This is a genomic window from Methylorubrum podarium, assembly GCF_022179745.1.
Taxonomy (GTDB): Bacteria; Pseudomonadota; Alphaproteobacteria; order Rhizobiales; family Beijerinckiaceae; genus Methylobacterium; species Methylobacterium podarium.
Map to the genome: position 1 here is coordinate 1 of NZ_BPRD01000074.1, position 11472 is coordinate 11472.

General features: G+C 70.8%; 7 protein-coding genes and 1 tRNA gene. 1 reads left to right on the plus strand and 7 read right to left on the minus strand.

What is annotated here, in order from left to right; genetic code table 11:
• Positions 1-46: 46 nt before the first annotated feature.
• Complete coding sequence (locus tag MFF42_RS03885; protein ID WP_238254582.1) at positions 47-1870, minus strand: sigma-54 interaction domain-containing protein; 1824 nt, start codon at positions 1868-1870, stop codon at positions 47-49.
• A 363-nt stretch (positions 1871-2233) separates the two neighbouring features.
• Between MFF42_RS03885 and cynS the strand changes: the two genes are divergently transcribed.
• A complete protein-coding gene (gene cynS / locus MFF42_RS03890; RefSeq protein ID WP_238254576.1) occupies positions 2234-2722 on the plus strand; it encodes a cyanase in 489 nt (162 codons plus the stop codon).
• A 57-nt stretch (positions 2723-2779) separates the two neighbouring features.
• Here the strand turns inward: cynS and MFF42_RS03895 are convergent, their stop codons facing one another.
• The 6 genes from MFF42_RS03895 to MFF42_RS03920 form a co-directional block, all read right to left on the minus strand.
• Complete coding sequence (locus MFF42_RS03895; RefSeq protein ID WP_238254577.1) at positions 2780-7168, minus strand: translocation/assembly module TamB domain-containing protein; 4389 nt, start codon at positions 7166-7168, stop codon at positions 2780-2782.
• Complete coding sequence (locus MFF42_RS03900; protein WP_238254578.1) at positions 7169-9154, minus strand: autotransporter assembly complex protein TamA; 1986 nt, start codon at positions 9152-9154, stop codon at positions 7169-7171. It abuts the gene before it with no gap.
• A gap of 222 nt (positions 9155-9376) precedes the next feature.
• Positions 9377-10081: an HWE histidine kinase domain-containing protein gene (locus MFF42_RS03905; protein WP_238254579.1), complete on the minus strand. Its 705-nt coding sequence runs from the start codon at positions 10079-10081 to the stop codon at positions 9377-9379.
• Positions 10082-10131: 50 nt separating this feature from the next.
• Entirely contained in the window at positions 10132-10866 is a 735-nt protein-coding gene (locus MFF42_RS03910) for a Crp/Fnr family transcriptional regulator (RefSeq protein WP_238254580.1), read from the minus strand.
• A 248-nt stretch (positions 10867-11114) separates the two neighbouring features.
• Positions 11115-11198: transfer RNA gene (locus MFF42_RS03915), tRNA-Tyr, on the minus strand.
• Between the two features lie 89 nt (positions 11199-11287).
• A partial coding sequence (locus MFF42_RS03920) for a hypothetical protein (protein ID WP_238254581.1) occupies positions 11288-11472 on the minus strand: 185 nt, incomplete at its 5' end.

Genomic DNA, 11472 nt, shown 5'->3' on the forward strand with positions numbered 1-11472 from the left:
CCGAAGCGATCAAACGGACGACCGATCCGACGCGCCCTCCCGCCCGTCAGGATCGTCCGATCCCCAACACCTTCATGCGCGAGCGCAGGGTGGTCGGCTTGAGGCCGAGGAGTTCGGCGGCACCGCCGGCACCGAAGATCCTTCCGCCGGTGAAATGCAGCGCCGCTTCGATCTCGCTGCGGGCGCGGGCGCGCCGCTCCTCCTCCGTCAGGAGCCGACCGAGATCCGTGGGGCGCTCCGTTACCCGCAATTCCGGGCCGGCGCCGCGGGCCTCCGGCAGGTCGAAGCGCAGCCGTCCCCGCTCGGCGAGGATCGCGGCACGCTCGATCACGTTCTCCAATTCGCGCACGTTGCCGGGCCAGTCGTAGCGGGCCAGGCGGCGGGCGTCGGCCTCGGTGAGCCGGAGATCCGGGCGGTTCAGGCGCCGCGCCGCCGCCTCCAGGAAATGCTGGGCGATCAGCGGCACGTCCTCGCGGCGCTCGCGCAGGGGCGCCGAGGCGACGGGGAAGACGTTGAGGCGGAAGTAGAGATCCTCGCGGAACCGTCCGCGGCGCACCTCCTCCTTGAGGTCGCGGTTGGTCGCGGCGATCAGGCGGACATCGACGCTGCGGGTGCGCTCCTCGCCGACGCGCTCGAACTGCCGCTCCTGCAGGACGCGCAGGAGCTTGCCCTGGAGGTCGAGCGGGATTTCGCCGACCTCGTCGAGGAACAGCGTGCCGCCGTCGGCGAGTTCGAAGCGTCCGGTCCGATCGCGCAGGGCGCCGGTGAAGGCACCCCTGGCATGGCCGAAGAACTCGCTCTCGAACAGCTCGCGGGGGATCGCCGCGCAGTTGACGCGAATCAGCGGCCGGCCGCCGCGGCGGCTCGCGTCGTGGATCGCCCGGGCGACAAGTTCCTTGCCGGTGCCGGATTCACCGGTAACGAGGACGGTCGCGTCGGTGCCCGCCACCACATCGATCTGGTGCCGCAGCGCCGCGATGGCCGGGCTGCGGCCGATGATGCCCTGATGCCGGCTCTCGGCGCGGATTTCCTCCTTCAGGTAGGCGTTCTCCTGCTCCAGGCGCTCGCGCAGGGAGTCGACCTCGGCGAGCGCCTGCTTCAGTCGCTCTTCCGCCTCCCGGCGTTGGCTGACGTCGCGGAACACGATCACCGCGCCGAGCAACTGGCCGCCCTCGCGGATCGGCGTGGAGGTGTACTCGACGGGGAACGAGGTGCCGTCCTTGCGCCAGAACACCTCGCCGTCGACCTGATGCACGGCGCCGTCGCGGAAGGCCGCGTAGATCGGGCAGTCGCGGTGCGGGTAATGCGCGCCGCCGGCATGGGTGTGGTGGACGGTGGCGTGCATGTCCTTGCCCACGAGCTCGGCCGAGCGCCATCCGAGCATCCGCTCCGCCGCCGGGTTGACGAAAGTGGTGAGGCCGTCGGCGTTGACGCCGTAGATCCCCTCCCCCGCCGCGCGCAGGATAAGCCGGTTGCCGCGCTCGATGTCGCGAAAGATCCGCTCCATGCGCTGCCACTCGGGTAGGCCGGCGCGCATGTGCTCTTCGGCTTCCCCATCGATGCGGCGGCGGTCGCGCTCGTCGAGGTCGTAGAGGGTGACGAGGAGCCGTGCAGGGCCGCCGGAAAGCACGCAACCGGAATATTCGAGGCGCAGCGTCTTGCCGGCGCCGTGGCGCGGCGTCAGGGCCTGCGTCCGCCAGTGTCCCTCGGCGAGGACGGCCTGCGTGAACACGACGAGCGCCGGCCGCTGATCGGGATGGAGCGCGCTCACCGCCATCGTGCGGAGCGCCGGTTGGGAATGACCGAGCAGCCGGGCGGCGGCGGAGTTGGCGGCGGCGATGCGATCGGCCAACGGCTCGAACACGAGCATCGCCTCGCCGTTCTCATCGAAAGCGGGGCCGTAAAGCGTCGCTGTCGTCGGCTCGAGCCCCTGTCGCGTCACCACGGAATTTCGTATTGCTCCTACGAGATTTCGTCATATGCGAAATCTCGTAGTCTGGCCAGTCTTCACTAAGATGTTGTTTCGGCTCCTGTTGTTCCTGCCGGCCGACGTGGCACGTCGCTTGCGGATCTGCTCGTCGACGACGCGGCGGGATGTCCCCCGCGTCATTCGAGATCCGCTCCGGGCCATCCCAAGAGGCAGGAGCGGACCGGCCGTTCGGAAGTTTCGCCCCCAAACCTCCGGACGGCCAACCTGATCGAAACCAGCCCCTTTGCCGGACGGGAGACCAGCATGAAGCGCGAAGACCTCACCGAGAAGCTGCTCGACATCAAGCGCGAGAAGGGCTGGACCTGGAAGTACATCCAGGACGAGATCGGCGGCGTCTCGCCGATCCTCATCACCGCCGCCTGCATGGGCCAGATGAAGCTGCCCAAGGCGCAAGCCGCGAAGGCCGCCGAACTGTTCGGGCTGAGCCAGGCCGAGGAGCGCATGCTCAACGAGGCGCCCTATCGCGGCTCGATCCCGCAGATGCCGCCGACCGACCCGCTGATCTACCGCTTCTACGAGCTGGTGATGGTCTACGGCACCACCTGGAAGGAGCTGATCCAGGAGGAGTTCGGCGACGGCATCATGTCGGCGATCGACTTCAACATGACGATGGAGCGCGAGCCCAACAACAAGGGCGACCGGGTGAAGCTCGCCATGTCGGGCAAGTTCCTGCCCTACAAGTACTACGGCAACGACGAGGGCGTGCCGGATTACGGCTTCAAGGAGCCGTAGGCGCGCTTCGCCGCCGATTTCGAGGGGGCGGGCGAGTTCCGGCGACCGGACGCCCGCCTACCATTCCCACTCCGCACCGACGCCGACCGAGGTGCGGCCGTCGCTGCCGGCCTCGCCGTTGAGCTTGATCCGTCGCGTCACGTCGTAATTGATCGTCGCGGCGGTGTCGGCCGGCTTGGCGCCGGCCTTCACGCCGACGCTGATGCGGTCGTTGATGTAGCGCGAGGCGCCGACCGCCGGGCCGCCGCTCGCGCCCGTCGAGACGTCGAGGCTGTCGAGACCGAGCCCCTTGCGGGCCGCCTCGAACACGTCGGGCCCTCCCGCCCCGCCGGAGAGCTGTGCCACGGCCTGGGCCAGTTGCAGCGCCTGGAACGGCGAGAGGCCGGCGGCCGCCTTCTTGAACAGGATGCGCGACAGGATCTCGTCCTGCGGCAGGCTCGGATCGGAGGAGAGCACGAAGACCGGCTGCGAGGCCGGTCCCGTGACCGCGACGCGGGCGGTGACGTCGGCGGCCTTGGTCTCCGCGGCGAAGTCGAGATCGGGCTGGGCGAGATCGCCCGCGAAGAACACCCGGCCGCGGGTGAAGTCGAGGCGCTGTCCGGCGAGGCTGAAGACCCCGCGGCGCATGGCGAAGTCGCCGTTCGCCCGCGGGTCGCGCGACGAACCGGTGACGTGCAACGCGCCGCCGAGTTCGGCATCGATGCCGCGCCCGCGCACGAAGATGCGGTTCGGCGCACTCACGGTCACGTCCAGGCTCGCATCGAAGGGCGGGGCCGCCTTCTTCCGGCGGCTCGCCGCCTCGATCTGCGCCCTGCGCTCGGCCCGCTTGGCGAGGCGCTCGCGCACCTCAGGGGTGACGTTGACCCGGCGGATCCCCGGCAGGGGCTGGACCGTTGCCGGCAGGCGATCGGGCACTGACACGTCGATGGAGACGACATCGACCCGCCCCTTGATCATCGGTCTGCGGGCGAGCGGCCCCGACAGGGCGAGGTTGAGGCTCGACACTGCCGTCATCAGCGGGCTCGACACCAGTTCGGCCCGGTCGGCGGTGATGCGCAGATTGCCGGGAAAGCCCGAGGCCGGCTCCATGGCCACGCGTCCGTCCACCGAGAGGCGCCCGCCGTTGCGGGTCGCGGCGGTCAGGCGCTCGATGACGACGGTGTCGCCGCGGCCCGTCACCCGGCCCTGGATGTCGGTGAGGCGGATGCCGTTGAGCGGATCGGCGAAACTGCCGCCGGAGAGCGTCGCCGAGCCCTCCACCCTCGGCGCCGCCACCGTACCGGTCACGCCGGCATCGAGGGCGACCCGGCCCGCGACCCGCTGGCCGCCGACGCTCAGCATGGAATTGGCGAGCGCCGCGTCGAGGGTGCCGCGGGCGCGCAGGCTCAAGCCGCCGCCGGCCTCGACCGGCACCGTGCCCGTCACCGCCACCTCGGCGCCGCGCCCGGCGGAGACGCGCCCGTCGATGCCGGCCTCGCCGTCGGCGAGCCGGCCGCTCGCCCGCGCCGTGATCGGCGGCAGGCCGGCCTTGCGGGTCTCGGGCGTGACGAGGCCGGCGACGGAGAGCGCGTAGCGCCCCTCCGGCCGCGCGGCCAGGCCGCGCAGGTCGGCCTCGCCCTCCAGCGTGCCGGATAGAGCGAGGGTCGGGCTCGCGATCCGCGCGAGCGACAGCGGCAGGGCGCGGATGCCGAGCTTGAGGTCGAGATCGGACCCGGCGCGGCCCTGGACGGTGATCCGCCCGGAACCGGCGGCGACGACGAGCCCATCGATCAGCGCGGAGCCCTGGTCGAGGGTGATCGCGGCGGGGCCGGCGAGGGCGAGACGGTCGCCGCCGCGCTGCGCCGAGAAGCGGGCGATCTCGATCCGCGTGCGCGCGGCCGGGATCAGACGCGCGGCACCGTCGAGGGCGAAGCCGCGGGCCTGGGCGGTGAGCGTGATGTCGCTCGCCGCCGCCGTGCCGTTGGCGGTAAGCCGCACCGTATCGATGCCCTGGCCCGCTGCGACGAGGCGGTCGAGGGCGGCGTGGCCGTCGAGGACCGGATGCGCCCGCAGATCGCGGCCGGTGAGATCCGCGTCGAGCTTCGCGAGACCGAAGGTGTCGTAGCGCAGGTTCGTCCCCACGGCGCGGATCGCCGCGTCCTGGCGCCCGCCCGCGCGGGAGAGCGTCACCGCCGCGTCGAGGCTGCCGCCCATGGGCGCAAGGGCGAGGGGCGACAGGTCACCGAGATCGCCGGCCCGCACCGTCAGGGCACCCTCGGCGAGGAGACTGTCGGCATCGACCACGGCACGCCCGTCCGCGGTGACGGAGCCGAGGGCGAAGGCCAGCCGGTCGAGGGCGTAGTCGGTTCGGCTCGGCCGGGCGATGTGGGCCTCGGCCCGCAGCGGCTTGCCGGCGATGTCGCCGGTCAGGCGCAGGGTGCCGTCGAGGGCGTCGCGCAGATCGCTCAGCACCGCGTCGAGGCGCAGATCCCGGATCGGTCGCCCGTTGGCGGTCACGTCCGGGGCGCGGAGCGCGGCGGTGAGGGCGGGCTTCAGGAGTGACCCCGTCAGCCGCGCGTCGGCGCTCGCCGGGCCGGCGAGCCGCTCGTCGAGGGCGGAGAGGTTCTTGAGGTCGACGCGGGCGGCCACGTCGGCGGTCCTGGCATTGGCCTGCCCCTGGAGGGTGGCGACAAACCCCGCGCCCTCGAAGCGCAGGCGGTCAAACCCGTAGCCGTCATAGGTCTGCGAAACACGCCCCGTCAGCACCGGAGCACGGCCGACGAGCCGGTCGGCGGTCTCCTCGCCGAGGACAAGGCCGCCGCCGCGCAGGTCGAGGTCGGCGGAGAGAGCCTTGCGGGCCGGGTCGCCGCTCAAGGAAGCCTTGGCATCGAGGCGGCCGGCGAGCGTGCGGCCCGCCACGCCGGAGAAGGCGCCGATATCCGCGAGCGCCGCCTCGACCGTGCCCGTCAGGGTGTTCTGCCCGAGGCGGCCGGCATAGGCGGCGCGGGCGGTGTCGGATTCGACGGTCAGGGTGGTGACGTCGAGGATGCCGTCCGAGCCGGCGGCGGCGCGCAGGGTCAGCTTGGCACGGCTGCCCACGGCGCGGCGCAGGGCCGGGTCGGCGAGGCGCAGACCGTCCATCGCCGCGTCGGCGGTGACGGCGAAGCGTTGCGCCGTGTCGGCGCCCGTCGGTTCGACGCTCAGCACGGCCTCGACGCGCTCCAGGCTCGATTCCTTCGTGCGCAGGCCGGCGGCCTTGAGGTTGCCCTTCACCCGCGGCGACGCGAGCGGCCCTTTCAGGCTGCCGTCGAAGACCAGGGTTTCCAGTTCCGCCTCGGCCGCCTTGGTCACACCGCCTTCGGTGGGAACGGCGCGCGCGGAAATCGTGAAATCCGCGACCCGGCCGGCGGTCAGGGTGCCGCCGATCCCGAGCCGCGCGGTGCGGGAGGCGAGGTCGAGCCGGTCGATGCGGAAGGCGCCGGTATCGGAGAAGGCCATGCCGCCGTCGAGCTTGGTCTCGCCGGAGAAGATCGCCGCGGCCGGGCCCGGCACGAGGCCCTCGATGCGCGAGGTCAGGTCGAGGCTGAGGCGCCGGTCGCTGCCGATGCGCGAGAGGCGCGCGCCGCCCTTGGCGCCGATCTCCGGGCCGGCGTCGAAATCGAGCCTCGCGTTGAAGGCGTCGAGGGTGCCGCTTCCGTCGAGGTCGAAGTTGATCGGCGGCGTGCCGGGGAGGTTCGCCGCCTTCGAGAGGAGCCCGCCCTCCGGCTCGACGAGGGACGCCTTCACTTCCAGACGCTCGCCCTTGGGCACGAACAGGAGCCGGGCGAGGAAGCGGCCGGCCGCGTCGAGGCGGCGGAACTCCGCGCTGGCGTCGAGCCCTTCCGAGGGATTGCCGAGCTTGGCCTTGCCGCTGCCCGCGAGCCGGGCGGGCTGGCCCGCGACGCCCTCGCCCAGCACCAGCTCGGTCAGCGTGAAGCCCTTGATCTCGACCTTCACCGGCAGCTCCGGCAGGAGGCTGCCGTCGGGCTCGGCTTCCGCCGGCGTCGGGCCGGGCACCGGCTTGCGCAGCACTTCGAGCCGGCCGATCTCCAGGCTGTCGACTTCGAGCCGGCCGGAGAGCAGCGCGAGGCGGCGCCAGACGAGGCGGGCGCGGTCGAGCTTGAGCCACGGGCCGTCGGAATCGCTGATGACGACGTTGCGGATGGTGGCGTCCGACGACAGCGCGCCGTCGACGGCCCCGATCGAGACCTGCGACGACGGGGTCGAGAGCGCCTTGGACAGGAGCCCGCCGAGCGCGGTCTTCTCGCCGTCCGCGGCACGGGTGTCGTCGGTGGCGAAGAAGGCGGCGAACAGCAGGGCGGCCGAGAGGAGAGCGGCCGCCAGGATCCCCCTCGCACCGGCGCGGCGGCGCCCCTCCCCCGCGCGGCGGGACGGATCGCGGTGGTGCCGGCGACGCGGGACTTCCATTCAGAACGCCTGTCCGAGGCTGATGTACAGGGCAGCCGGCAACTCGCGGTTTCCCTTGATCCGGTCGAGCGGGAAGGCGAGGTCGGCGCGGATCGGACCGATGCCGGTGTAGTAGCGGACGCCGATGCCCGCCGCCTTGCGGATACGCTCATCGAAATCCGGCAGCGTCGAGGCGAAGGCGGTGCCCGCGTCGAAGAACGGCACGATGCCGATCGTGTCGGTGATCTTGATGCGGGCCTCGATCGAGGCTTCCAGCAGGCTGCGCCCGCCGATCGGCAGGTTGAATGGCCCGCGCGGGCCGAGGGTCCGGAAGGCGAAGCCGCGCACCGAGCCGCCGCCGCCGGCGAAGAAGCGGAAATTGTCGGGGATCTCGTCGAGCTGCGCTCCCGAGACCGAGCCGAAGCCGAGGCGTCCGGCGAGCACGTATTTCCGCTCGTCGTCGAGGGCGTAATAGGTCGAGCCCTGGGCCTTCGCGACGAAGATCCCCGGATCCGAGCCGAGGAAGCCGGGATAGGGCGCCGCGGAGGCGATCACCCGGAAGCCCTCGGTGGGATCGAGCAGGCTGTCGGTCGAATCGTAGGTGACGGAGAGCGGCACGCCGATCAGCCGGTAATCGACCGTGCCGATGGCGTCCTTCGAGCGGCCCACCTGCCCGTCGAGGCCGATCTGGGCGGAGAAGGTGTCGGAGAAGCGGTGGCGCAGGGCCACCGAGGCCCCGGCCGCGTCCACGAAGTAGCTCTGCTGCACCTCGCGGGTGACGAAGATGTTGGCCAGGAGATCGTTGCGGGTGCCGCCGAGCGCCGGTTTCACGAAGGTGGCGGAGAGGCGCCCGCCGAGCCCGGTCGTGTCGATGCCCGCGAGCTTGCGCTGGGTCGCGAACGGATCGTAGCCGAGGCCGAGATAGTAGATGTCGGCGTCGAGCCGCAGCGTCTCGCCGCCGCCCCACAGGTTCCGGTTGGCGTAGTAGGCCCGGACGCCCGGTCCGTCGACGGTGGAGTAGCGCGCCGCGACGCCGATGAGATTGCGCTCGCGCTCGCTCACCTCCACGAAGATCGGCAGGTTGCCCTGTGCATCGAGAGCCTCGCCCTCGCGCACGCGGACCGCGCCGAGGCCCTCGATGCGGGCCACCGAGCGACGGATGTCGGCGACCGCCTTCGGCGAGTAGGGATCGCCGGGCTCGGAATAGATGAACGAGCGGATCCCCGCCGGATCGATGCCGTCGGTCGCCTTGACCGATACCTCGCCGAGCCCAGCCATCGGCCCGGGATCGATGGTGAAGGTCACGTCCATGACGTGCGCCGCGTCGTCCACGACGGGGTCGCGGCTCACCGCCTTGGCGAAGGGATGGCCGAGGGCGCGGAAGCGGTCGACGATCCTCGCCTCGCGGGCCAGCACCGTGGCCGAGCGGGCCGGGACGTCGTCGTCGGTGCGGGTGAAGCGCCCGGGCAGCACCTCGTCCGAGAAGGGACGGCCGCGCGGATCGAGGGCGCGGACGCTGCGCAGGGTGTAGAGGGGGCCGAGATCGACGGCGATCTTGACCGGCACCAGCGCCCGCCCGCGCGTGCCCTCCGCGGCACGGGAGGCGGCGGCGAGCGACGCCTCCCCGCCGACTGGGACACCGTCGATGCGGATCGCGACCGTTCCCTGATAGTAGCCGTAGCCGGACAAGACATCGGTCAGGCGGCGCAGATCCGCCTCGGCGCGCCGGACCAGCCCCTCCCCGTCCGGGGGCGCCTCCTGGCGCAGGCGGTAGAGCGTCGACGTATCCTGAAGCGCGCGGAGGATGTCCGAGTCGTCGGTGCCGGTGATCCGCAGGCTGTAGGGCAGCGCCCCGGCGCTCGGTGCCGGCGGCTCCTCCTCGGAATCGAACAGGCCGAACAGATCGAAGGCCTGCGCCCGCTGCGGCAGGACCATCAGCGCCGCCACACCCAGAAGAACGCCACCGAGGGCCGGCGAACGCAGCAGGCAGTTCATCCGGACATGCATTCGCGCGGTGGGATCTCTGGTTCGTGACGGGGCGATGCCTCCACGAAAGCATCCAGATGTTAAGTACCCGTCGATCACCCGCCGGGCTACCCCGGCCACGCTTGGCACACCGCTTGATCGAGAAATGGTGAGCGGACAACGGTCCGGTGTGCCCGATCGGCCGCAGATCCGACGGAGATCGGACGTCGCGCCTCGATCGTCGACGGATCCGGCGCGGCGGCGCTACTCCTCGTCCTCGACCACCGTGATCTGGGACGGAAGCGGCAGGCTGATCGTGCAGCGCAGGCCGTGCGGCTCGAAGGTCAGGTCGGTATCCGCCTTCAATTCGTAGCGCAGGCTGCGTTCGAGGACTTCGAAACCGAACCCGCGATGCGTCGGCGACGGCGCGACGTCTTCGAGACCGCTCTCCTCCCAGATGAAGGTCAGCTTTGGCGGGGACCCGCTCGCCTCCGTCGGCGAGGACAGCGTCCAGGTGACGCGGATGTGGCCCTGGGGCACCGTCAGGGCGCCGTGCTCGACGGCGTTCACGGCCAGCTCGTGCACCGCCATGGCGAAGACCTCGGCCGCTCCGGAGCGCAGGCGGAGGCTCGGTCCCGCGATCGCGACCTGTTCACCCTCCCGCGCGAGATGCACCAGAAGCTCGTCGGCGACGAGGGAGTGCAGACTGATCCCCTCGGGAACGCTCCGCATCAGGGCGTTGAGCACGCGGGCGAGGGCATCGGCCCGCCCGTCGAGATGGGCGACGTAGGTTTCCACGGAGTCGCTCGTCTCGGCCGAGCGGCGGATGATCGCCCGCAGCATCGACAGCGTGTTGCGCACCTTGTGGCGCAGCTCTGCGGGCAGACCCTTCTCGTCGAGGAAGCGGCGCAAGCGCCGGTTCTCGGCCTCCAGCTCCTCGATACGTGCGTCCCGCGGATCCTGGTTCATGGTTTAGCCGTTCGCTGACCTCAAGAGGATGAATCGGCTAAAGCCGCTCATCAATCGTCGTCCGCTACCGATGGATCACGCTCGTAATGTAGATAAGATGGGTCGAACAGCGAGGCCGCCTGAAGGGCGGGAAAATCAGGAATGGTGAGCTGACGCCCGCGCAGGCGGATCAGGCCCGCCGCCCGCAGCTCCTTGAGGGTGCGGTTGATGTGCACCGTCGAGAGGCCCATCGCGTCGCCGAGATCGGCCTGGGTGATGGGGAACTCGCAGCTCGTCTCGCTCGTCAGGCCGACGGCGCGCAACCGCAGGAACAGCTCGCAGAAGAGGTGTCCCAGGCGCTCCGTCGCCAGACGCTGGCCGAGGCTGACGGTCCACTCGCGCTGGATCGCCGCCGTCACGAGCATTTCCCACCAGAGCGCCTCCGCCACGCGCGGATATTGCAGCGCGATGTCCCGGATGGCGGCCTCGGAGATCTCGGCGAGCACCACCGAGGTCAGTGTCCCGAGCGAGTGATCCATTTTCCGCAAGACGAAGACGTGCGGATCGCACAGATCACCGGGAAGGAAGATCGAGATGACTTGGCGCCGGCCGTCCTCGAGCTGCTTGTAGCGGCAGGCCCACCCTTCGAGGACGACGTTGACGTGGCGAGGCCGGTCGCCGTCGCGGATCACGTCCTCACGCGCGCCCAACCGTCGTGTCGGTTGGGCGATCTTTTCCAGGGCCTGCTTCTCCTCCGGAGACAGGCGGACGAAGTTTTCCAGCTTGCGAACGAGCGGGTTAGACACTGAGCTTCCTTGGCCTGGCCGCCGCAACCTAACGCTCGGCAAAGCTCGCGGAACTAACGCACGTTAGTTTTTCGCGCAGACACCTGAATCTATGAACAGATTCCTGTCGCGGCGCACATGCCACCGACGTCATGCCGGATCTGAACGACAAAGAGGAAGCGGTGCGCGTCGAGCATCGTCAGCCGCGTGCACGGACGATGGGGCGGATGAACTGCCGCAGGCCGCCGACGTCTTTCGCGGGATGTGTTTGGTGGGGGAAGTAGGACTCGAACCTACGAAGCTTACGCAGCGGATTTACAGTCCGCCCCCTTTGCCGCTCGGGACATTCCCCCAAACCGGGTCGCCGCGTTTCGATCGCGGCGGGCGAGGCCCTTATGGTGAGGGTCTGATCGGGTGTCAACCGATCCGTTTCACCCGGTTTCTATCCACAGGGCGCGAGGTCGCAGATTCGCACCTGAGCCCGCTCGGCGCCGCGCCAGCGGTCGCAGGAGAGCGTGCCGGCGACATGAAAGCTCCGGCCGATACCGCCGAGCAGGGCGGTCCCCAAAGGGCCCTGGGCGGCGCGGAAGGCGATACCGCCGACCGCCTGCCCAGGGCCCTTTGGGG

Excerpts from the sequence above, each read along its gene's own strand:
- MFF42_RS03885 (WP_238254582.1), bottom strand. The coding sequence starts at position 1,870 with ATGCTCGTGTTCGAGCCGTTGGCCGATCGCATCGCCGCCGCCAACTCC.
- MFF42_RS03905 (WP_238254579.1), bottom strand. The coding sequence starts at position 10,081 with ATGAACCAGGATCCGCGGGACGCACGTATCGAGGAGCTGGAGGCCGAG.
- MFF42_RS03895 (WP_238254577.1), bottom strand. The coding sequence starts at position 7,168 with ATGGAAGTCCCGCGTCGCCGGCACCACCGCGATCCGTCCCGCCGCGCG.
- cynS (WP_238254576.1), top strand. The coding sequence starts at position 2,234 with ATGAAGCGCGAAGACCTCACCGAGAAGCTGCTCGACATCAAGCGCGAG.
- MFF42_RS03900 (WP_238254578.1), bottom strand. The coding sequence starts at position 9,154 with ATGCATGTCCGGATGAACTGCCTGCTGCGTTCGCCGGCCCTCGGTGGC.